20 protein-coding genes are annotated in these 21,707 nt (G+C 75.6%); 14 read left to right on the forward strand and 6 right to left on the reverse strand.

Going from position 1 to position 21,707, the window contains the following annotated elements; translation table 11 throughout:
* The first annotated feature begins 130 nt into the window (after positions 1-130).
* The 3 genes from glmM to GWJ10_RS00530 all read left to right on the forward strand — a co-directional run bounded on the left by glmM (position 131) and on the right by GWJ10_RS00530 (position 3,268).
* Positions 131-1,492: a phosphoglucosamine mutase gene (gene glmM / locus GWJ10_RS00520; RefSeq protein WP_043658749.1), complete on the forward strand. Its 1,362-nt coding sequence runs from the start codon at positions 131-133 to the stop codon at positions 1,490-1,492.
* 41 nt (positions 1,493-1,533) lie between these two features.
* Positions 1,534-2,133, forward strand: a complete 600-nt coding sequence (locus GWJ10_RS00525) for a peptide deformylase (RefSeq protein WP_061268670.1) — start codon at positions 1,534-1,536, stop codon at positions 2,131-2,133.
* Positions 2,134-2,398: 265 nt separating this feature from the next.
* Positions 2,399-3,268, forward strand: a complete 870-nt coding sequence (locus GWJ10_RS00530; protein ID WP_082774672.1) for a DedA family protein — start codon at positions 2,399-2,401, stop codon at positions 3,266-3,268.
* Between the two features lie 26 nt (positions 3,269-3,294).
* On the opposite strand, the gene coaA is transcribed toward GWJ10_RS00530, so the two are convergent.
* Together coaA and GWJ10_RS00540 are read right to left on the reverse strand one after the other, a co-directional pair.
* Positions 3,295-4,284, reverse strand: coding sequence for a type I pantothenate kinase (gene coaA / locus GWJ10_RS00535; protein WP_163184466.1), 990 nt, complete (start codon positions 4,282-4,284; stop codon positions 3,295-3,297).
* Positions 4,285-4,378: 94 nt separating this feature from the next.
* Positions 4,379-5,275 carry a DUF72 domain-containing protein gene (locus GWJ10_RS00540; RefSeq protein ID WP_163184467.1) on the reverse strand — a complete coding sequence of 299 codons (897 nt, stop codon included), beginning with the start codon at positions 5,273-5,275 and terminating at the stop codon, positions 4,379-4,381.
* 190 nt (positions 5,276-5,465) lie between these two features.
* Between GWJ10_RS00540 and glmS the strand changes: the two genes are divergently transcribed.
* The 3 genes from glmS (at position 5,466) to GWJ10_RS00555 (ending at position 8,979) form a co-directional block, all read left to right on the forward strand.
* Positions 5,466-7,343 (forward strand): glutamine--fructose-6-phosphate transaminase (isomerizing), encoded by a 1,878-nt coding sequence (gene glmS / locus GWJ10_RS00545; protein ID WP_061268657.1) that lies wholly within the window; start codon positions 5,466-5,468, stop codon positions 7,341-7,343.
* A 125-nt stretch (positions 7,344-7,468) separates the two neighbouring features.
* Entirely contained in the window at positions 7,469-7,819 is a 351-nt protein-coding gene (locus GWJ10_RS00550; protein WP_021482029.1) for a holo-ACP synthase, read from the forward strand.
* Positions 7,820-8,139: 320 nt separating this feature from the next.
* Positions 8,140-8,979 (forward strand): hypothetical protein, encoded by an 840-nt coding sequence (locus GWJ10_RS00555; protein WP_163184468.1) that lies wholly within the window; start codon positions 8,140-8,142, stop codon positions 8,977-8,979.
* Between the two features lie 54 nt (positions 8,980-9,033).
* On the opposite strand, the gene GWJ10_RS00560 is transcribed toward GWJ10_RS00555, so the two are convergent.
* Positions 9,034-10,083, reverse strand: coding sequence for a TIGR03560 family F420-dependent LLM class oxidoreductase (locus GWJ10_RS00560; protein ID WP_163184469.1), 1,050 nt, complete (start codon positions 10,081-10,083; stop codon positions 9,034-9,036).
* A gap of 147 nt (positions 10,084-10,230) precedes the next feature.
* Here GWJ10_RS00560 and GWJ10_RS00565 point away from each other — a divergent pair, with 147 nt between their 5' ends.
* From GWJ10_RS00565 to GWJ10_RS00595, 7 genes are all read left to right on the forward strand, one after another.
* A complete protein-coding gene (locus tag GWJ10_RS00565) occupies positions 10,231-12,069 on the forward strand; it encodes a bifunctional ADP-dependent NAD(P)H-hydrate dehydratase/NAD(P)H-hydrate epimerase (protein WP_163184470.1) in 1,839 nt (612 codons plus the stop codon).
* A gap of 135 nt (positions 12,070-12,204) precedes the next feature.
* On the forward strand, positions 12,205-13,113 hold the full coding sequence (locus tag GWJ10_RS00570; RefSeq protein ID WP_241005608.1) for a pseudouridine synthase: 909 nt from the start codon (positions 12,205-12,207) through the stop codon (positions 13,111-13,113).
* A gap of 193 nt (positions 13,114-13,306) precedes the next feature.
* Entirely contained in the window at positions 13,307-14,551 is a 1,245-nt protein-coding gene (gene alr / locus GWJ10_RS00575; RefSeq protein WP_241005632.1) for an alanine racemase, read from the forward strand.
* Between the two features lie 77 nt (positions 14,552-14,628).
* Entirely contained in the window at positions 14,629-15,126 is a 498-nt protein-coding gene (tsaE, locus tag GWJ10_RS00580; RefSeq protein WP_163184819.1) for a tRNA (adenosine(37)-N6)-threonylcarbamoyltransferase complex ATPase subunit type 1 TsaE, read from the forward strand.
* A 46-nt stretch (positions 15,127-15,172) separates the two neighbouring features.
* On the forward strand, positions 15,173-15,892 hold the full coding sequence (gene tsaB / locus GWJ10_RS00585; protein WP_043660420.1) for a tRNA (adenosine(37)-N6)-threonylcarbamoyltransferase complex dimerization subunit type 1 TsaB: 720 nt from the start codon (positions 15,173-15,175) through the stop codon (positions 15,890-15,892).
* Positions 15,889-16,428, forward strand: a complete 540-nt coding sequence (rimI, locus tag GWJ10_RS00590) for a ribosomal protein S18-alanine N-acetyltransferase (protein WP_163184472.1) — start codon at positions 15,889-15,891, stop codon at positions 16,426-16,428. The genes tsaB and rimI overlap by 4 nt, the downstream gene beginning before the upstream one ends.
* Positions 16,425-17,318, forward strand: coding sequence for a sulfurtransferase (locus tag GWJ10_RS00595; RefSeq protein WP_163184473.1), 894 nt, complete (start codon positions 16,425-16,427; stop codon positions 17,316-17,318). The genes rimI and GWJ10_RS00595 overlap by 4 nt, the downstream gene beginning before the upstream one ends.
* Positions 17,319-17,421: 103 nt before the next feature.
* On the opposite strand, the gene GWJ10_RS00600 is transcribed toward GWJ10_RS00595, so the two are convergent.
* A complete protein-coding gene (locus GWJ10_RS00600; protein ID WP_021482305.1) occupies positions 17,422-18,069 on the reverse strand; it encodes a malonic semialdehyde reductase in 648 nt (215 codons plus the stop codon).
* A 101-nt stretch (positions 18,070-18,170) separates the two neighbouring features.
* On the opposite strand from GWJ10_RS00600, the gene tsaD reads away from it, so the two are divergent.
* Positions 18,171-19,238 (forward strand): tRNA (adenosine(37)-N6)-threonylcarbamoyltransferase complex transferase subunit TsaD, encoded by a 1,068-nt coding sequence (gene tsaD, locus GWJ10_RS00605; RefSeq protein WP_076405092.1) that lies wholly within the window; start codon positions 18,171-18,173, stop codon positions 19,236-19,238.
* A 13-nt stretch (positions 19,239-19,251) separates the two neighbouring features.
* Here tsaD and GWJ10_RS00610 read toward each other — a convergent pair whose 3' ends face one another.
* Together GWJ10_RS00610 and GWJ10_RS00615 are read right to left on the reverse strand one after the other, a co-directional pair.
* Complete coding sequence (locus tag GWJ10_RS00610) at positions 19,252-20,409, reverse strand: glutamate--cysteine ligase (protein WP_021482303.1); 1,158 nt, start codon at positions 20,407-20,409, stop codon at positions 19,252-19,254.
* Positions 20,406-21,683: an SAM-dependent methyltransferase gene (locus GWJ10_RS00615; RefSeq protein ID WP_163184474.1), complete on the reverse strand. Its 1,278-nt coding sequence runs from the start codon at positions 21,681-21,683 to the stop codon at positions 20,406-20,408. The genes GWJ10_RS00610 and GWJ10_RS00615 overlap by 4 nt, the downstream gene beginning before the upstream one ends.
* Positions 21,684-21,707: the final 24 nt, after the last annotated feature.

Raw genomic sequence — 21,707 nt, forward strand, 5'->3', positions numbered from 1 at the left:
CGGCCCCGGTGGACCTCGTCCACCGGGGCCGACGGCGTTTGTGAGGAGCGGTGACCAAGACCCGTCGACGGCGGGCAGCGGCTGACGGTCGTACGGTCGGCGTACGGCCGGTACGAGGGGAAGGACTTCCATGGGACGGCTTTTCGGCACCGACGGGGTGCGCGGTCTCGCGAACGGCAACGTGACGGCGGAGCTCGCGCTGGACCTCGGCGTCGCCGCGGCCCGCGTGCTCGCGAGCGGTCAGGAGGAAGGGCACCGCCCGCGCGCGGTCGTCGGGCGCGACACGCGCGTGTCCGGGGAGTTCCTCGGCGCGGCGCTCATCGCGGGGCTCGCGAGCGCGGGCGTCGACGTGAAGGACGTCGGAGTCCTGCCGACCCCGGCGGTCGCCTACCTGACGAGCACCATGGACGTCGACTTCGGCGTCGTCATCTCGGCGTCGCACAACCCCATGCAGGACAACGGGATCAAGTTCCTCGCGCGCGGCGGCGTGAAGCTCGACGACGCGGTCGAGGACCGCATCGAGAGCCTCCTGGGCCAGGAGTGGGAGCGCCCGACGCACGGCGTCGTCGGCCGCATCTCCCCGGACTCGGGCCGCGCGGGCGGCGCGTACGTCGAGCACCTCATGTCGAGCATCGGCGCCGACGAGGACCACAAGCCGCTGGCCGGCCTGCGGATCGCGGTCGACTGCGCGAACGGCGCGGCGAGCGACGTCGGGCCCGCGGCGCTGCGTGCGGCCGGGGCGGACGTCGTCGTCATCAACGCGAGCCCCGACGGCCGCAACATCAACGCGGCGTGCGGCTCGAACCACCCGGAGCAGCTCCAGGCCGTCGTCGTCGCGTCCGAGGCCGACTTCGGCGTCGCGTTCGACGGCGACGCGGACCGCTGCATCGCGGTCGACCACGGGGGCACCGTCGTCGACGGCGACCAGATCATGGGCGTCCTCGCCCTCGCGCTCAAGGACGAGGGCGCGCTCCCGCACGACACGCTCGTCGTGACGGTCATGAGCAACCTCGGGCTCCTCCTCGCGATGCGCGCGGCGGGGATCAGCACCGTCCAGACGGCGGTCGGCGACCGGTACGTGCTCGAGGAGATGCGCGCCCACGGCTACGGCCTGGGCGGCGAGCAGTCAGGCCACATCGTCATGTCGCGCTACGCGACGACGGGCGACGGCGTGCTCACGGCCCTCCAGCTCGCGGCGCGGGTGCGCGCGACGGGCCAGAAGCTCGCGGACCTCGCGGGCGTCGTGCAGCGGCTCCCGCAGACCCTGCTCAACGTCCCGGGAGTGGACAAGGCGCGCGCGTCGACCGACGAGGCGCTGCTGGCCGCGGTCGCCGGTGCGGAGCGCTCGCTCGGCGAGACGGGGCGGGTGCTCCTGCGGCCGTCGGGCACCGAGCCGCTCGTCCGGGTCATGGTCGAGGCGGCGACGCAGCAGCAGGCCGACGCGGTCGCCGGGCAGCTCGCGGGCGTCGTGCGCGAGCGGCTCGCCCTGTGAGCGCGTCGGGACGGCCGACGGGACGCGAGGCGGGCACGAGCGTGAGGCAGGGGGTCGACGAGGCGCTGCGCGAGCACGTGCTCGCGCTCCTCGCCGCCTACCCCGACGGCGTCCTGCCGATCGTGCAGGCCGGCCACCCCGTGCTGCGCACGCCGGCCGTGCCGTACGCGGGCCAGCTCGGCGACGCGCTGCCGAGCTTCCTCGACGCGATGCGCGCGACCATGCGCGCGGCGCCCGGAGTGGGGCTCGCCGCGCCGCAGGTCGGCCTCGGCCTCGCGGTGGCCGTGGTCGAGGACCCGGGTGCCCCGGACGTCGACGACGACCGGGAGCGAAGCCCCCTGGAGTACCGGGTGCTCGTGAACCCGCGCTACGAGGTCGTCGGCGAGGAGACCCGCACGTTCTTCGAGGGCTGCCTCTCCGTGCACGGCTGGCAGGCCGAGCGGACGCGCGCCCACGCCGTCCGGCTCACGGGCCAGGACGAGGCCGGCGAGCCGTTCGACGACGTGCTGACCGGGTGGCCCGCGCGCATCGTCCAGCACGAGACGGACCACCTGCGGGGCGAGCTCTACCTCGACGCCGCCGACCTGCGCACGCTGTCCTCGACCCTCGGGGTCGCGCGGCTCCCGGGCGCCGGGAACTAGCCCACCGGGCGTCCGCGGCCCCTGGTCCTCACGACGTACGGGCCCGCCGCGGGAAGTCGTCCGCCGGGATGACGACCCTGCCGCGACGGGCACGGCAGAATCGTCACGGGCGCGGCGCCGTCGCGCCCGGGGTCCTCAGGGGTGAACCGGGGGTCTCCCTGATGGTCGTCGTCCTCGTGCTCCGTAGGCTTGTCCTGGTGCAGGACGACCGACCTGCCGCCACCGCCCGCCTGGCCTCCCCGCCAGCAGACGAACGAGGACGCCGTTGCCGGACGCCGTGTCGACCTTCCTGGAGAATCTCGAGCACTGGATTCTCGCCCTCGCGGCGTCCGCGTGGATCTATCCCGCCCTGTTCGGCTTCGCGACGATCGACGGGTTCTTCCCGCCGGTCCCCAGCGAGTCGGTCGTCATCACGCTCGCGGTCTCCGCGCACGCGACCGGCGAGCCGAACCTCGTCCTCGTGCTCCTCGTCGCGGCCCTGGGTGCCTGGACCGGGGACCAGATCGCGTTCGCGATCGGTCGCGCCGTCGGCACGGAGCGTCTGCGCATCCTGCGCACGCCCCGCGGGCGGCGCGCCGTGGGGTGGGCCGAGCGCGCCCTCGCGCACCGCGGGGCGTCGTTCATCCTCGCGGCGCGCTACATCCCCGTGGGCCGCGTCGCGGTGAACATGACGGCCGGCGCCGTCGGGTACCCGCGGCGTCGGTTCATGGCGTTCTCCGGCATCGCGGCGGTGACGTGGGCCGTCTACTCGGTGCTCATCGGGCTCGTCGCCGCCCGCTGGCTGGGCCACGAGCCGCTGCTCGCGATGGTCGTGGGCATCGTGCTGGGCGTCGGGAGCGGGTTCGTCATCGACCGCGTGCTCATGATGCGCGCGCGCCAGCGCGGCGAGCTGCCGCCGACGGCGCGGGTGCCTGTCGGAGAGGATGCGACCGACCCGGCCGGGGCCGCGCCGACGACCGGCGGGACGCCGGCCGCGACCGCGCCCGGCGGGGGCGCGACGGCCGGCGGGAACCCCGCGACCGGGCCGGTGACCGGCGCGCCCGCGCCCCGTCCGCGCGCGGCGGACGCCTCCGGGACGGTGCCGCCCGGGTCGTCGGGGGCGACGTCGTCGGGCACGCCGCCCCGCGCGACCTGACCCTGCCCTGTGCTGAGCGTGCCGCCTCAGAGCTTGCGCAGGCGGACGCGCTGGACCGAGTGGTCCGAGCCCTTCGTGAGGACGAGGGTCGCGCGGCCGCGCGTCGGCAGGATGTTCTGCTCGAGGTTCGGCGCGTTGATCGCGTCCCAGATCGACTTCGCCCGCTCCACCGCCTGCTCGTCCGTGAGGTCGGCGTAGCGGCGGAAGTACGACTCGGGGCGCGCGAACGCGGTGCGGCGCAGCGCGAGGAACCGGTCGACGTACCACTGGCGGATGTTGCGCGTGCGGGCGTCGACGTAGATCGAGAAGTCGAAGAAGTCCGACACGGCGACGGTCGACTCGTCGTGCGCGCTCGGGCGCGCCGGCTGGAGCACGTTGAGGCCCTCGACGACGAGGACGTCGGGCTTGCGGACGACGGCCTCGGCGCCCGGCACGATGTCGTACGTGAGGTGGTCGTAGACGGGGGCCCGCACCTCGGCGTGGCCGGCCTTGACCTTGGACAGGAACCGGATGAGCGCGCGACGGTCGTAGGACTCGGGGAAGCCTTTGCGGTCCATGAGGCCCCGGCGCGCGAGCTCCGCGTTGGGGTAGAGGAAGCCGTCGGTCGTGATGAGCTCGACGCGCGGCGTCTCCGGCCAGCGGGCCAGCATCTCGCGCAGCACGCGCGCCGTCGTCGACTTCCCGACGGCCACGGAACCGGCCACGCCGATGACGTACGGCGTGTTGCCGGTCTCCTCGCGCAGGAACGTCGACGTCGCCTCGTGCAGGCCGGACGTCGCGGTGACGTAGAGGTTGAGCAGGCGCGAGAGCGGCCGGTACACGGCGTCGACCTCGGCGAGGTCGATCGGGTCACCGAGGCCGCGCAGGCGCGCGACGTCGTCGCCGGTCAGCGGCAGCGGCGTCGACTCCGACAGCCGGCTCCACACGGCCCGGTCGAGATCGACGTACGGCGAGGACGACGGCGCGGCCAGGTGGGCCCGCAGGAGGTCGGACGGGTCGTCGGCGGGGGAGGACACCCGCCCGATTCTGCCGGATGCGCGCCCGTGCCGGTGCACGGGGCGGCTTCGCGCCCCGACGACGGCACCGCGGGGCCGCCCTCCCCGGGTCGCCTCAGCGGGCGTCGTCGGCCCCGCGCGCGGCCCGACGGCGGCGCGGCGCCGGCTCGACGGCGTGCCCCGGGCCGGGGAGCGCGAGGTCGGGCAGGCGGGCCATGAGGGCGAGCGCGTCGGCCGGGGCGTGGGCGTCCACGTCGTTGTCGAAGTAGACCTCGATGTCGTGGCCCGCGGCGTGCCAGGCGCGCACGCGCTCGGCCCACGCGTCGAGCACGTGCGGCCGGTAGCCGCTGCGGTAGAGCTCCTGGTCCCCGTGCAGGCGCACGTACACGAGCGGGCTCGTGACCGCCTCGACGAGCGGCCAGCGGCCCGCGCCGTCCGACACGGCGAACGCCACCCCGTGCCGGCGCAGGAGGGCGAGCGCTTCCGGCGTGGCGAACGACGCGTGCCGCGGCTCGAGCGCGTGCACGATCGGGCGGTCCGCGTCCGCCTCCGTCCAGGCGGGCGCGCGCAGGCGGTCGTCGTGCTCCTGCGCGAGCCGCGCCGCCTCGCCGGTGGTGCGCGGCAGGAGCGTGAGGAACGCGTCGAGCAGCTCGTGGTCGAAGGCGGTGCGCGCGGGGAGCTGCCACAGGACGGGCCCGAGCCTGCTGCCGAGCGCGAGGACGCCGCTCGCGACGAAGTTGGCGACCGGCGTCCGCACGTCCCGCAGCCGCTTCATGTGGGTGACGAAGCGCGGTCCCTTGACCGCGAACGTGAAGCCCTCGGGCGTCTGGTCGCGCCACGCGACGAACGACGACGGCCGCTGCAACGAGTAGAACGACCCGTTGAGCTCGACGGCGGGGAAGAGCGAGGCGACGTGCTCGAGCTCGCGGCGCTGGGGGAGCCCCGCGGGGTAGAACGGTCCGCGCCAGTCCGCGTACCGCCACCCCGAGAGACCGATCCGGACGGTGGGCACGAGCACCAGCCTCGCGGTGCCGCGCGTCCCACGCCCGGTGAACGCGTCACGGACCGGGACGCGACGAGGCTCCGGGCTCGGGGAACGGTCCGCGCGCCGCGCGGGCCTCGATTAGGCAGCGGACCTCACGAAGAACCGCGGGATCGCGCGGCCCCGAAGGGGTGCGGGTCCGTGGCTAGACTCGATCACCATGTGCGGAATCGTGGGCTACGTGGGCCCTGGAACCATGGTCGGAGAGGCCTCGGGGCGACCCCTCGACGTCGCTCTCGAAGGACTCGGACGGCTCGAGTACCGCGGCTACGACTCGGCCGGGGTCGCGCTCGTCGCGCCCGGCGTCGACGCCGTCGCGTTCGCGAAGAAGTCCGGCAAGCTCGCGAACCTCGTGCAGGAGATCGAGACGCACCCGTTGCCCGCGGCGACCGCGTCGATCGGCCACACGCGGTGGGCGACGCACGGCGGTCCCACGGACACCAACGCGCACCCCCACCTCGCGGACGACGACCGCCTCGCCGTGATCCACAACGGCATCGTCGAGAACTTCGCGACCCTCAAGGCCGAGCTGCTCGCCGAGGGCGTGACGTTCCGGTCCGAGACCGACACCGAGGTCGCGGCGCAGCTCCTCGCGCGTGCGTACCGCGACACCAAGGACCTCACGCTCGCGATGGGGCAGGTGGCGCGGCGGCTCGAGGGCACCTTCACGCTCCTCGCCGTGCACGCCGACGCCCCGGACACGGTCGTGGGCGCGCGGCACGACTCGCCGCTCGTCGTCGGGCTGGGGGAGGGCGAGAACTTCCTCGGCTCCGACGTCGCGGCGTTCATCTCCCACACCAAGGAGGCGCTCGAGCTCGGGCAGGACCAGATCGTCACGATCACGCCGACGTCGGTCGAGGTGACCGACTTCGACGGCAACCCGGCCGAGGCGAAGCGCTACACGGTCGACTGGGACGCGGCTGCCGCGGAGAAGGGCGGCTTCTCGTCCTTCATGGACAAGGAGATCCACGACCAGCCGCACGCCGTCGCCGACACGCTGCTCGGCCGCACGGACCCGTCGGGCAAGCTCGTGCTCGACGACCTGCGCATCGACGAGGCCGTGCTGCGCTCGGTCGACAAGATCATCGTCGTCGCGTGCGGCACCGCGGCCTACTCGGGCCACGTCGCGAAGTACGCGATCGAGCACTGGTGCCGCATCCCGGTCGAGGTCGAGCTCGCGCACGAGTTCCGCTACCGCGACCCGATCGTCGACGAGAAGACGCTCGTCGTCGCCGTGACGCAGTCCGGCGAGACCATGGACACGCTCATGGCCGTGCGCCACGCGCGCGAGCAGGGCGCGAAGGTCATCTCGATCGTCAACACGCACGGCTCGACGATCCCGCGCGAGTCCGACGCCGTGCTCTACACGCACGCCGGCCCGGAGATCGCGGTCGCCTCGACGAAGGCGTTCCTGTCGCAGATCACCGCCGCGTACCTCCTGGGCCTCTACCTCGCGCAGCTGCGCGGGAACAAGTTCCCCGACGAGATCGCGGCGATCCTCGAGGACCTGCGCGAGATGCCGCGCAAGATCCAGACCGTCATCGAGCGCGGCGAGTACGTGCGCGCGACCGCGCGGTCGATGAAGGACGCCTCGTCCGTGCTGTTCCTCGGGCGCCACGTCGGGTTCCCCGTCGCGCTCGAGGGCGCGCTCAAGCTCAAGGAGCTCGCGTACATCCACGCGGAGGGCTTCGCGGCCGGCGAGCTCAAGCACGGGCCGATCGCGCTGATCGACGAGGGCCAGCCGGTGTTCGTCGTCGTGCCGTCGCCGAAGGGCCGCGAGGGCCTGCACTCCAAGGTCATCTCGAACATCCAGGAGATCCGGGCGCGCGGCGCACGCACGCTCGTCATCGCCGAGGACGGGGACGACGCCGTGCGTCCCTACGCGGACGAGATCTTCTGGATCCCCGAGTCCCCGACGCTGCTCTCGCCGCTGCTGGCCGTCGTGCCGCTGCAGATCTTCGCGATGGCGCTCGCGACGGCGAAGGGCCTCGACGTCGACCAGCCGCGCAACCTCGCGAAGTCGGTCACGGTCGAGTAGCCCTCCCGGCCCCGCCCCCGCCCACGCGTCGACCAGGTGGTCCTGGTTCGTCCGGTCTCCCGGACGAACCAGGACCACCTGCTCGTGGAGGCGGGGAGGCCTGATCGCCACCGTAGGGTGGACGCATGATCAAGGGCGTGGGGATCGACGTCGTGGACGTCGCGCGGTTCATGGAGACCCTGGAGCGCACGCCCCGGCTCCGCGAGAAGCTGTTCACCGAGGCCGAGCGTGACCTGCCTCCCGCGTCGCTCGCCGCGCGGTTCGCGGCGAAGGAAGCCATCGCCAAGGCGCTGGGTGCCCCCGCGGGCATGCGCTGGCACGACGCGACGGTGCACCGCGTCGTCGGCGGCCCGCCGGAGGTCGAGATCACCGGCACGGTCGCGGCACGTGCGGACGCGCTCGGCATCACGGCCTGGCACCTGAGCATCTCGCACGACGCCGGCATCGCCTCGGCGATGGTCGTCGCGGAGGGCTGACCCCATCCCGCCGAACATGCCGTTGCCGCCCGTCAACGAAGCCGGACGGGCTCCCACCGCATGGTGAACGGCGGCCGTGGGGTCTCGGCGTCGTCCACAGGACGCGACGTCGGGTCGTTGTCCACAGGTCAGTCGCCTGGCCCGACGACGAGGGGTCCTCGTGCGGTGGGGTGGCACCCGTGCGTCGTGCTCAGATTCCCCCGTCACTGCTCTCCGTCGCCGCGGTCCAGGGCGGTCTCGTCTCCATCGTTCAGTGCCGAGGGCACGGCCTGAGCGACAAGGACGTGGCCGGCCTAACGCGCCGGGCGACCCTCGTGCGCGTGACGCGCGGCGTCTACGACGTCAGTACCGCGCCGCTCGCCGACCGGTCGTGGGACGAGCGCCGAGCCCGGGCCGCGTGGACGGGCCTGCTCGCCTTCGGCGAGGACGCGGTGGCGGTCGGGCCCTGTGCGCTCGTCCTCCACGGCGTCCGTGGGCTGCCGCCGACCCTCCGGCCCGAGGCAGCCGTCCCTCGTGGGCGCAACCGGCTCGACCGCGACGGGATCGCGCTACGGCAGTTCGACGCAGGCATGACGGCCGTCGAGATTCGGGGCAGGCGGGTCGTGACGCTCGACTGGGCGCTCGCGCAGGCTGTCCCCGAGCTCCCGCGCGCGAACGGCCTCGCCGTGCTCGACTCCGCCCTCCACCAGGACCTCATCGACGCGGACGGGCTGCGCCGCGCGCACGAGCACGCGCGCGGGAGACGCGGTGTCGCCAGTCGACACACGCTGTGGGAGATGGCCGACGCGCGGGCCGAGTCACCCCTCGAGTCCTTCGCCCGGCTCGACTGCATCGACGAGGGCGTGCCGCCGCACACGCTGCAGCTTCCCGTCCACGACCACGGCGGGAGGGTCGTCGCACGGGGCGACCTGGCCTGGCGCTACCGCGACGGTCGGTGGCTCGTCGCCGAGCTGGACGGTCAGGATGTCCACAGCACTCCGCATGCGGTGTTCTCAGACCGAACCCGGCAGAACACTCTGGTCGCGACGGGAAGGATCGACGTCCTGCGCTTCACAGGTCGCGACGTCGGGACGATCGGCCGTACTGTCCGGGCGGCTCTGCACAGAAACGGCGGAAGGCCCCCGCCGAGCATGGGGTCGTGGCCCGTCGGGTCGCTCTGACAGGCCACGACCCCATGCTCGGCGGACTGCCCGAGGAGGGGGAAGGGGAGAGAGTCAGCGCTGGAGGGCCGGGATCACCTGGCGCTGGAAGAGCTCGAGCTGGTCGCGGTCGGTCGCGGCGAAGGGGAAGTAGCCGATCGCGTAGCCGAGGCCCTGGGCGCGCAGCGCCGTGAGGGTCTCGACGATCTGCTCCGGTGTCCCGACGAGGGGGCCGTTCCGCCACGACGCGATGCTGTCGTCCGCCTTCTCGGGGAAGTACCGGCGGGCGTGCTCCTCGACGCGGGCGAGGCGGTCCGCGACGTCCTGCTCGGTCTCGCCGATGACGACGTTGTAGTTGGCCGACCGCGTGATCTCCCCGAAGTCGCGGCCCAGGTCGCGGCAGTGCTGCTCGAGCACGGCGGACTTGTGGGCGAAGCCCTCCGGCGAGCCGTCGAAGTTCGTGTACTGGGCGTGCTGCGCCGCGATGCGCAGCGTCTTCTTCTCGCCGCCGCCCGCGATCCACAGGGGGATGCTCGGCACGGCACCCTCGCCGTCGACCGCCACGCGCTGCAGCGGCTGCGGGTAGCACAGCGCGCCGTCCACCTGGTAGCGCCGGCCCTCGAACGTGCCCGACGACCCCGTGCGCCACATGCGCGCCATGATCTGCACGCCCTCGTCGAGCGCGCGCAGGCGCTCGCCCGCACTGGGGAAGCCGTACCCGTAGGCGCGCCACTCGTGCTCGTACCAGCCCGCGCCGATGCCCATCTCGAGGCGGCCGCCCGAGACGTGGTCGACCGTCGCGGCGACCTTCGCGAGGTAGGTCGGCTCGCGGTACGCCATGCACGTGCACATCTGGCCCAGGCGCACGCGCTGCGACGCCGCGGCGAACGCCGCCATGAGCGTCCACGCCTCGTGGGTCGCCTCGGTGCTCGGGGTCGGCGTCGTGTGGAAGTGGTCGTAGACCCACACCCCGTCCCACGCGAACTCGCCGCCGGGCAGGGGCTCGCCCGCCGCCGCGTTGTCGGCGTAGTGGAGCAGGGAGAGCATGGTCTTCCAGTGGTCCTCGGGCGCGACGTCGACGAGGTCGTAGCGCCAGCCCTGCGGGATGAAGAGTCCGAATCGCATGCTCGTCACCCTATGCGGGTCCGCGCGGCCCGCAGCGCGCCCGTGGGGACCGTCTCAGCCCTCGGCCGTCCCGGCGGTCGTCGCCCCGGCCGGCTCGGCGCGGGCGCCGCGCAGGCGGCCTCGGCGCCCGGTGGGCAGGATGAGGTCATGATCGAAGCCTGGTCCGTCGCCGACGTCCGCGCCGCCGAGGAGCCCCTGCTCGCCGCGGGCGTGCCCCTCATGGAGCGTGCGTCGTTCGCGCTCGCCACCGTCGTCGCGCGCGACCTCGCCCGACGGCGGTCGGTCGCACTGCCCGACGGCGGCCGCCGCGACGGGCGCGTCACCGGCGCCCGGGCGGTCCTGCTCGTCGGCTCGGGCAACAACGGCGGGGACACGCTGTACGCGGGCGCGTACCTCGCGCGCCGCGGCGTCGAGGTGCTGGCGGTGCTCACGGGCGAGCACGCGCACGCCGGTGGTCTCGCGGCGCTCCGGGACGCGGGCGGGCGCGTCGAGGTGCTCGTCGGCAGCCCGGACGGCACGGCGCACGGCGACGGTCACGACGACCGCCACCGAGACCACCTCGATCCGCACGTCGCCGACCGGGTCGCCGCCCAGGCGGCGCGCGCCGACGTCGTGCTCGACGGCCTCGTCGGGATCGGCGCCCGGGGCGCGCTGCGCGGGGTCGCGGCGGACCTCGTGGAGCGGCTGGCCGCGGTGCTCGACGGCGACTCCGCGCACGGTCCCGAACGCCCCGGGCGGCCGTGGGTCGTCGCGGTGGACGCGCCGAGCGGCATCGGCGTCGACGACGGCACGGTGCCGGGCCCGGTGCTGCGCGCCGACCGCACGGTGACGTTCGGCGCCGCCAAGCCCGGGCTGCTCCTGCCGCCCGCGACGCACCTCGCGGGGCACGGCGCGGTCGTCGACATCGGGCTGCGCCTCGGCGCACCCGGCTCTCACGCACCCGGCCTCGGCGCACCGGCCCCTGGTGCACCCGGCCCCGGCGCACCGGGCCCCGGCGTCGCCGGCCCCGACGCGCCCGCCCCGGACCGGGGGAAGACGACACCGGTCGTGCGTCGGCTCGAGCCGGCGGACGTCGCGGCCCTCTGGTCCGTGCCCGGCGCGACCGACCACAAGTACACGCGCGGCGTCGTCGGCGTCGTGGCGGGCACGCCGACCTTCCCGGGCGCAGCGGTGCTCGTCACGACCGCGGCCGTCCGCACGGGTCCGGGCATGGTGCGCTACGGCGGGCCCGACGACGCCACGCGCGCCGTCCTCGCGGCCCGCCCCGAGGTGGTGCCCGCCGCGGGCCGCGTCCAGTCCTGGGTGCTGGGCCCGGGCGTCCCGGCGGTCCCCGGCCCGGGCGACGACCCGGTCGACGACGGCGGCCAGCACGAGCGCGTGCGGACCGCGCTCGCCGCCGCGACGGCGACCGACGCCACGACCACCGACGCGACGACCACCGACGCCACGACCACCGACGCGACGACCACCGGCGCGACGCCGGAGCGCGTGCCCGCGGTCGTCGACGCGGGCGCTCTGTCCCTGCTGCCCGAGCGCTGCCCGCCGTCGGTCGTGCTGACCCCGCACGCCGGGGAGCTCGCGACGCTCCTGCGGGCGCGCGGCGACGACGTGGCGCGGACCGACGTCGAGGCCGAGCCGCTGCGCTGGGCGCGCCGCGCGCACGACGCCACCGGCGCGACGGTGCTGCTCAAGGGGTCGGCGACGGTCGTCGTCGGGCCGGAGGGCGCGTGGTCGCAGGCGGACGCGCCTGCGTGGCTCGCGACCGCCGGGGCGGGCGACGTCCTCGCCGGCATCCTCGGCACGCTGCTCGCGGCGCACGCGGAGCGCGTCGTGCGAGAGCCGGGCCTCGCCGCGCGGCTGGCCGCGGCGGCCGCCGTCGTGCACGGTCTCGCCGCCGAGCGCGCGAACCCGGGCGGTCCCGTCGCGGCGCTCGACGTCGCGGACGCGGTCCCGGGCGTCGTCGCGGAGCTGCTCGCCGCGCGCTGACCGCGCCCACGGCGTGCCGCGCCACGCGCCGAGCGCGCCGGTTGCGCCCGCGTGCCGACCGCGCCGCCGCGCACCCCACCGCACCCACGCGCGACCCGCACCGACCGCGGGGACGCCGCCGGTACCGTGGAGGGCGTGGTCCCCCTCCCCGTGCGCGACGGCCTCAACCCGACGCGCCTCGTGCTGCCGCACGACGCCGAGAGCGTCGCGCGGTACCCGCGCACCCTCGACTACGTGCGCCACCGCTTCCCCGACGACGCCGCGCGCCTCGCGGAGAAGGTCGCGGCGGGGGAGGTCGTCGACGGCCGCGGGCGCCCGGTGGACGCACGCACGCCGTACGAGCCGCGCGGGTTCGTGTTCCTCTACCGCGACCCGCCCGTCGAGCCGGACGTGCCGTTCGAGGTCCGCGTGCTGCACCGCGACCGGGACCTGCTGGTCGTCGACAAGCCGCACTTCCTCGCGACCATCCCGCGCGGGGCGTACGTCGCGCGGTCGGTGCTGGTGCGGCTGCGCCGCGACCTCGACCTGCCCGAGCTCAGCCCGGCGCACCGACTCGACCGCGTGACCGCGGGCGTCCTGCTGCTCACGCTGCGCCCGCAGGTGCGCGGGGCGTACCAGGAGCTCTTCGCGCGCCGCGAGGTGCGCAAGACCTACGAGGCGGTCGCGCCGTGGGACGCGTCGCTCGACCTCCCCGCGACCGTGCGCAGCCGCATCGTCAAGCGCCGCGGCGTCATGCGGGCCGAGGAGGTGGACGGCGAGCCCAACGCGGAGAGCCGCGTCGACGTCGTCGAGACCGACCCGGCGCGCGGGCTCGCGCGGTACCGGCTCGAGCCGCACAGCGGCAGGACGCACCAGCTCCGCCTGCACATGGCGCGGCTCGGCGTGCCGATCGTGCACGACAACTTCTACCCCGAGCCGTACGACGTCTCGCCCGAGGACTACTCGCGCCCGCTCCAGCTCGTGTCGCGGTCGCTCGTGTTCACGGACCCGTTCACGGGCCGCGAGCGCCGCTTCGCGACGGACCGCGCGCTCTCCGCGTGGTGACGCGCGGGTGAGAGAATCGACGACCGTGAGCGACACCCAGCGCACGACCTCTCCCGGCACACCCGCCGGCGCCCCCGGCACCGTCCCGACCGGCGCGCGGGCGGGCTCCCTCGCGGGCCCCGCCCCGACGTCCCGCGCGAGCGGCTCCGACGGCCCGGACCCCCGCGCCTACCCGGCCCGCGCCGTCGTCGACCTGGCGGCGGTCCGCGACAACGTGCGCGCGCTCGCGGACCTGGCGCCGTCGTCCGAGGTGATGGCCGTGGTCAAGGCGGACGCGTACGGGCACGGGCTCGTCGCGAGCGCGCTCGGGGCGCTCGCGGGCGGCGCGACGTGGCTCGGGACGGCGCAGCCGGGCGAGGCGCTCGCGCTGCGGGCGGCGGGCGTCGGCCCGGACCGCGCGCGCGTGCTCACGTGGTTGTACCCGCCGGGCGCGCCGCTGCGCGACCTCGTGGAGGCGGACGTCGACGTGTCGCTCGCCGCGCGCTGGGCCGTGGACGAGGTGGTCGCGGCGGCGCGGGCCGCGGGCCGGACCGCGCGGGTGCACCTCGCGGTCGACACGGGCCTGGGCCGCAACGGGATCATGCCCGCGGACCTGCCGGACGTGCTCGACGCCGTCGCGCGCGCCGAGGCGGAGGGTGCCGTGCGCGTCGTCGGCATGTGGTCGCACCTGGCGTTCGCGGACGAGCCCGGCCACCCGACCGTCGTCGCGCAGGCCGACGTCTTCGACGAGGCCGTGCGCGAGGCCGAGCGGGCGGGCGTCGTGCCGGAGCTGCGCCACCTCGCGAACTCCGCCGCGACGCTCACCGCCCCCCGCACCCACTACGACCTCGTGCGCCCGGGCCTGGCCGCGTACGGGATGACGCCCGTGCCGCAGCTCGGGCCGCCGTCGCGGTTCGGCCTGCACCCCGCGATGACGCTCGAGGCGAGCCTCGCGACGGTCAAGCGCGTGCCCGGCGGTCACGGCGTCTCCTACTCGCACCACTACACGACGCCGCAGGACACGACGCTCGGCGTCGTGCCGCTCGGCTACGGCGACGGGATCCCGCGCCACGCGTCGGGCGGCGGGCCCGAGGGCTCGCCGGGCGGGCCGGTGCTGGTCGGCGCCCGCCCGGGCGAGCCCGGCGGGCGCGTCGTGCGCGTCGCGGGCCGGGTCTGCATGGACCAGCTCGTGCTCGACCTCGGCCCGGACGCGACCGAGCGCGCGGGCGACGTCGTCACGCTGTTCGGCGCGGGCGACGGCGTGGCGCGCGGCGGGGTCCCCACGGCCGAGGACTGGGCGCAGGCCGCGGGCACCATCAGCTACGAGATCACGACGCGCCTCGGTGCGCGCGTGCCGCGCGAGCACGTGGGGACGCACGTGCTCGACGACGGCGCGCGGGCGCTCCTGGCGCGCGACCCGAGCCCGCACGACAGCACGGAAAGGACGGTCCGCGCGTGAGCGACGACCCGAACCACTCGACCCCGGCGCCCGCCGCCGGGGGGACTGCGTCCGACGACGCGCCGGGCGGCGTCGTCGTGCTGCCCGACGCCGAGGCGACCCGCGCGTTCGGCCGCGCCCTCGCCGCGGTGCTGCGCGCGGGGGACCTGGTGATCCTCACGGGCGACCTCGGGGCGGGGAAGACGACGCTCACGCAGGGGATCGGGGCGGGGCTCGGCGTGCGCGGCCAGGTCGCGTCCCCGACGTTCATCGTCGCGCGCGAGCACCCGTCCGTCGTCGGGGGACCGGCCCTGGTGCACGTGGACGCGTACCGCCTCGGGTCGCTCGACGAGGTCGACGCGCTCGACCTCGACTCGAGCCTGGACGAGTCGGTGACGGTCGTCGAGTGGGGCAGCGGCCTCGTCGAGGCGCTCGCGGGCGACCGCCTGGAGATCGTGCTCGAGCGCCCGCGCGGCGGGGTCGGCGCGGAGCAGGGCTCGGACGACGACGCCCCCGAGGCGGGGGAGCGGCGCGTGACCGTGCGCGGCGTGGGGGCTCGCTGGGCCGGTCTCGACGTCGCCGCACTCACCCGGTAGCGCCCGGCGACGAGGACGGCCCCGTTCCCGGCCGTAGGCTGGAGCCGTGGCTGTTCTCGCGCTCGACACCTCCGCCTCCGTCACCGTCGCCGTCGTCTCCGACGACGGCGCTCGTCTCGCCCGCCGCGACGCGCCCGAGCGTCGCCGGCACGCCGAGGCGCTCGCCCCGCTCGTCGAGGCGGCGCTCGCCGAGGCCGGCGTCGACCGCCGCGACCTCACGGCGGTCGCCGTCGGGACGGGCCCGGCGCCGTTCACCGGCCTGCGGGTCGGGCTCGTCACCGCCCGGGCCCTGGGCTTCGCGCTCGGCGTCCCCGTGCTGGGCGTCCCGAGCCTCGACGCCGTCGCCGCGCAGGCCGTGAGCGACCTCGGCCTCGCGCCCGACGACGAGCTCCTCGTCGCGACCGACGCCCGCCGTCGCGAGGTCTACTGGGCGCGGTACCGCGTCGTCGCGCACGAGGGGCCGCACGCCGTCCCCGTGCTCGAGACCGTCGCGGGGCCCGACGTCGGCCCCGCCGCCGACGTCGCGACGCACGCCGCGGGCGCCGTCGTGGTCGGGGAGGGCGCCGAGCTGTACCCCGACGCGCTCGACGTCGCGCAGGACGCGCCGCAGGTCCCCGACGCCGCCGTGCTCGCGCGCCTGGCGATCGCGCGCCGGGCGGCCGGGCTCGAGCAGCCGACCGAGCCGCTGTACCTGCGCCGCCCCGACGTCCAGGAGGCCGCGGCGCGCAAGCGCGTGAGCGACGCGTCGCCGGAGCGGTCGCGATGAGCACGCGGTCGTACGAGATCCGGCTGCGGCCCCTCAAGGCCGCGGACCTCGACCGCGTCGTCGAGCTCGAGCGCGAGCTGTTCGGGCGCGGCGCGTGGACCTACGGGATGCTCGCCGACGAGCTCGCGGGGTTCGGGCGGTGGTACGTCGCCGCCGAGCCCGTGCGGCTCTACGCCGCGGGGCCCCAGCCGCTCGTCGGGTACGCGGGCCTGTGGTTCGACGGCGACGTCACCCAGGTCATGACCATCGGCGTCGACCCGGCGTTCCAGCACCAGGGCGTGGGCTCGGTGCTCCTGGAGGCGCTGGTCGAGCGGTCGCGCGAGCTCGGGGCGAGCGCCGTGCTGCTCGAGGTGCGCGTCGACAACGACCCGGCGCTCGCCCTCTACGCGAAGCACGGGTTCGAGCAGCTCGGCATCCGCAAGCGGTACTACCAGCCCGAGGACGTGGACGCGTACACGATGCGGCTCGAGCTGGGTCCTCCGCCGCCGCGCGACGAGCCGGACTACGGGACGGCGTCCGCCGACGTGGTCGCGTGACGGGCGACCTCGCGCGGCGCGACCGCGTGCTCGTCGACGCGCCCGGCCTCGCCGCGGCGCTCGCGGGCGACCGCCCGCCCGTCGTGCTCGACGTGCGGTGGGCGCTGGGCGTCACCGACGGGCGCGAGCAGCACCGCGCCGCGCACGTGCCGGGCGCGGTGTACGTGGACCTGGAGACCGAGCTCGCGGCGCCGCCGTCGCCCGCCGCCGGCCGCCACCCGCTGCCGGAGCCGGGCGACCTCCAGGCGGCTGCCCGGCGCTGGGGCGTCCGCGCCGACCGGGGCGTCGTCGTGTACGACGCCGTGGGCGGCACGTCGGCCGCGCGCGCCTGGTGGCTGCTGCGGTGGGCGGGCCACGACGACGTCCGCCTCCTCGACGGCGGCCTGCCCGCGTGGCGCGCGGCGGGGTACCCGACCGAGGAGGGGGACGTGCGGCCCGAGCCGGGCGACGTCGTCGTCTCCCCGGGCGGGATGCCGGTGCTCGACGCCGACGGCGCGGCCCGGCTCGCGGCGTCGGGCGTGCTGCTCGACGCGCGCGCGGGCGAGCGGTACCGCGGGGAGGTCGAGCCCGTCGACCCGCGGGCCGGTCACGTCCCGGGCGCGGTGAGCGCCCCGACGACGGGCAACCTCGCCGCCGGCGGGACGTTCCTCGACCCGGACGCGCTCCGCGCGCGCTTCGTCGCGCTCGGGGTGGCCGCGCAGCCCGGGAGCACGACCGAGGGCGCCGCCGGGGAGGGGCAGGCGTCGCGCCCCGTCGGGGTGTACTGCGGCTCGGGCGTCACCGCCGCGCACGAGGTCGCCGCGCTCGCGACGCTCGGCGTCGACGCGGCGCTCTACGCGGGGTCGTGGTCGCAGTGGTCGAACGACCCCGACCGCCCCGTCGCGACCTGACGCACGCCGCGCCTCCCGCACCGCGGAGCGCGCGCAGCCCCCGGACGCGACGAGGCGGCACCCCGGTGGGGTGCCGCCTCGGCTCGGACGGTGCGGGACGGGCTCAGAGGACCTCGGCGACCTGGTGGAAGTCGAGGCGCGCCTGGCGCGGGAAGTGCGCGCCCTCGTCGGCCGGGTAGCCCACGTTGATCGCGACGAGCGTGCGCCAGCCCGACTCGCCGAAGAACTCGGCGTCGATCCCGGCGGCGTCGAAGCCCGTCATGGGGCCGACGGACAGGCCGGCGGCGCGCAGCCCGACGATGAGGTAGCCGATCTGGATGAGGGCGTTGGTGCGGGCCATGCCCTCGCGCAAGTCGGCCTGCGGGTCGAGCTGCTCGGCGATGCCCTCGCGGAACGGCGCGAGCGTGCCGAGGTGCTGGTGGAACGACGGGTCGGCGGCGGCGACGATCGTCACCGGCGCGGCGAGCGTCTTGTCGCGGTTGAAGTCCGCCATGTGCGCGCCGAGGCGCTGCTTCGCCTCGGGCGTGCGCACGACGAGCAGCCGCAGCGGGAGGGTGTTCATCGCGGTGGGCGCCCAGCGGACGAGGTCCCAGGCGGCCTGGATCTGCGCGTCCGTGACGGGCTCGTCCGAGAACGCGTGCGTGGTGTGCGCCGCGCGGAACAGGCGGTCCGCGGCCTGCGCGTCGATCGCGAGCTGGTCGGCCTGCTCGCTCGGCGCGGCAGAGGACTCGATGAGGGTGTCGGTGCTCATGACTGGCACAAACAGTTGAACCCTTGATCATCTTCCGAGCAGACGGTGTGACGTGCGCGACACGGACGGTCCGGCCCCCGCGCGCGACTACCCTGGACGCCATGGTCCCCACTGCTCCCGCGAGCTCCGGCGAGCCCCTGGTGCTCGGCATCGAGACGTCCTGCGACGAGACGGGCGTGGCGCTCGTCCGCGGTCGCGAGCTGCTCGTCGACACGGTCGCGAGCTCCATGGACGAGCACGCGCGCTACGGCGGGATCATCCCCGAGGTCGCGTCGCGCGCCCACCTCGAGGCGATGATCCCCACGCTCGAGCGCACGCTCGGCACGGCCGACGTCGACCTCTCCGAGGTCGACGCGATCGCCGTCACCGCCGGGCCGGGCCTCGTCGGCCCGCTGACCATCGGCGCCTCGGCCGCGAAGGCCCTCGCGCTCGCGCTCGGCAAGCCGCTCTACGGCGTGAACCACGTCATCGGCCACGCGGCCGTCGACGAGCTCGTGCACGGCGCGTTCCCCGAGCGCGTCATGGCGCTCGTCGTGTCCGGCGGGCACAGCTCGCTCCTGCTCGTGGACGACGTCGCGACGGCCGTCACCGAGCTCGGCTCGACGCTCGACGACGCCGCGGGCGAGGCGTTCGACAAGGTCGGGCGCCTGCTCGGCCTGCCGTACCCCGGCGGCCCGCACATCGACCGCCTCGCGCGCGAGGGCGACCCCACGGCGATCCGGTTCCCGCGGGGCCTCACCGCGCGCAAGGACCAGGAGAAGCACGCGTACGACTTCTCGTTCTCGGGCCTCAAGACGGCCGTCGCGCGCTGGGTCGAGGCCCGCCAGGACGCGGGGGAGGAGATCCCCGTGCACGACGTCGCCGCCTCCTTCGCGGAGTCCGTCGCCGACGTGCTCACCGCCAAGACCATCGCCGCGTGCGAGCGGCACGGCGTCTCGACGCTCGTCGTCGGCGGCGGGTTCAGCGCGAACTCCCAGCTGCGCGACATGGCCGCGGAGCGCTGCGCGGAGGCGGGCATCGAGCTGCGCATCCCGCCGATCCGCTACTGCACCGACAACGGGGCGATGATCGCCGCGCTCGGCTCGGCCGTCGTGCGGGCGGGCGTCGCGCCGTCGAGCCTGGACATCGGCGTCGACTCGTCGATGCCGCTCACCGTCACGCACGTGTGACGGCCCGGCCGGGTCACAGGGGCCGGCCGGCCCGCATCTCGGCGACGAGCGAGCGCACGACGGCGTCCAGCTCGCCCCCGTGGCGCCGCGCCACCGCGCGCTGCCGCTGGTAGGACGCGCCGCGCCGCACGATGGTGCGCACGCCGTCGAGCTCGTCGAGGCAGCCGAGGCGCGCCGCGACGGGCTCGAGCTCGACGAGCAGCCGCCCCACGGCGTCGGTCACGAGCTCCTCGTTGCCCTCGCGGTCGAGGATGATGATCGCGTCCATGCCGTAGCGCGCCGAGCGCCACTTGTTCTCCTGCGCGTACCACGGTGGGATGCTCGGCAGCTCGCGCCCCTCGTCGAGCATCGTCGAGAAGTGCTCGACGAGGCAGTGCGTGAGGGCGGCCAGCGCCAGGAGCTCGGAGATGTTCGTGACGCCGTCGCAGATGCGCGTCTCGAGCGTGCCGAACTGCGGCGCGGGCCGCAGGTCCCACCGGACCTCGTCGAACGCGTCGATGACGCCGGTGTGCAGCATGTCGGCGACGTAGCCCTCGAGCTCCTCCCACGTCCCGAACTGGAACGGCAGGCCCGCGGTCGGCAGCTGCTGGAACATGAGCGCGCGGTTCGACGCGTAGCCGGTGTCCTTGCCGCCCCAGAACGGCGAGCTCGCCGAGAGCGACTGGAGGTGGGCGAACGTCGTGAGCATCGCGCGCTGGATCGGCAGCACCTTGGCGCGGTCCTCGATGCCGACGTGCACGTGCACGCCGTAGATGAGCATCTGCCGCCCCCACCACTGGGTGCGGTCGATGAGCGTGGTGTAGCGCTGCTTGTCGGTGACCTTCTGCTGCGCCCAGCGCGCGAACGGGTGCGTGCCCGCGCTCATGAGCTCGACGCGCAGCGGGTCCGTCACGGCGCGCAGCTCCTCGACCGAGCGCTGCAGGTCGCGGCCGGCCTCGCCCACCGTGCGGCACACGCCGCTCACGACCTCGACGGTGTTGAGCAGGAGCTCCTGCTTGATCGACGGGTGCGGCCCGCCGTCGGCCGGGCGCACGGCGTCGAGCACGGTCTGCGCGACCTGCCGCAGGTCGCCCGAGTCGGCGTCGACGAGCGCGAGCTCCCACTCGAGCCCGACGGTCGAGCGCTCCGAGCGGGCGAAGGGGATCGCCGTGCGGCGCGGGAGGGCGCTCACCGGAGCCCGTCCTGCCCGGCGCCGGCCGGGGGAGCGGAGAGCGGCTCGACGACGAGCACCTGCTGGGAGCCGCCGACGCGCGTGAGGAGGATCGTGGCGGTCGCGTCGCCCGTGAGGGCGAGCTGCCGGCGGAGCTGCTCCGGCGTGACGGCGGTGCCCCGCTTCTTGATCGTCAGACGACCCACGCCGCGCTCGCGCAGGTAGGAGCGCAGCCGCTTGAGGCCGAACGGCATGGTGTCGAGCACGCGGTAGCCGCGCGCGAGCCCGTCCGCGAGCCCCGTCGCGTCGAGCGGCGCGGGGGAGTCGGTGGTCACGTACGCGATGGTCCGGTCGAGCAGGCGACCGCCCAGCCCGCGCGCCGCGTGGGCGACGAGCCCCGCGCGGATCACGGCGCCGTCGGGCTCGTAGAGGTACTGCCCGACGGCGCCCACCTCGGGCACCACGTCCGCGTCGCCCGGGCGGTGGGCGATCCGGCGCGTCGTGGTGCGCGCGGTCCCGTCGGGCCCGGTCCACGACGACAGGACGAGCGCCGAGCGGCCCGGGCCCTCGGGGGCGAGCGGGCCGAACCAGAGCCCGGCCTCCACGACGTCCCCGTCGACGGACACCCACTCGGTCTCGGCGTCCTCGGGCAGTCCGGCGTGGGGGATGCCCGGGCCGACCTTGATCCCGACCGCGGGCACGCGCTCGCGCAGCGCCCACACCGCGTCGAGCGGCGGGGCGTAGGCCTTCGGGTCGAACACGCGCGTGCCGGCGCGCGTGCGGCGCGCCGGGTCGGCGTACACGCCCTCGATCCGCTCGCCCTCCAGGTCGAGCGCGAGCCCGTCGCCGTGGCGCACCTCGGCCTCGGGGAAGTGGCGCAGGTTGACGGTCGCGATCGCCGCGGTGAGCTCGTCGACGTCGGTCGCGAGCACCTCGAGCTCCGCGGCGGCGAACGCGAGCGCGTCGACGCCGATCCCGCTCGTGAGGTCCGCGACGCGCCGGATCCCCGCCTCCTGGTACCGCCGGGCGTGCAGGCCCGCGACGACGAGCCGGCTCGCCTGCTCCAGCCCCGCCTGCGTGAAGAGCATGCCGTCGGCGAACGCGCCGAGCTTGCCGTGCGCCGCGGCGCGCAGCCGGGACTGGGTGAGGGCCGCGGCGGCCAGGTCCGGGTCGACGCCCTTCGCGCGCAGCCCTGCCGAGAGCACGAGCGCCTGCTGCTCGTCGTACGGCGGGAGCGCGCCGAGCAGGGCCCAGCCCTCGGGGCTGAGCAGCTTGGTGAGCGTGGCGGCGTCCATGGCGTCGATCCTTCCACGGGGGCC

The sequence above is a fragment of the Cellulosimicrobium sp. SL-1 genome (genome assembly GCF_011033075.1).
Taxonomy (GTDB): Bacteria; Actinomycetota; Actinomycetes; order Actinomycetales; family Cellulomonadaceae; genus Cellulosimicrobium; species Cellulosimicrobium funkei.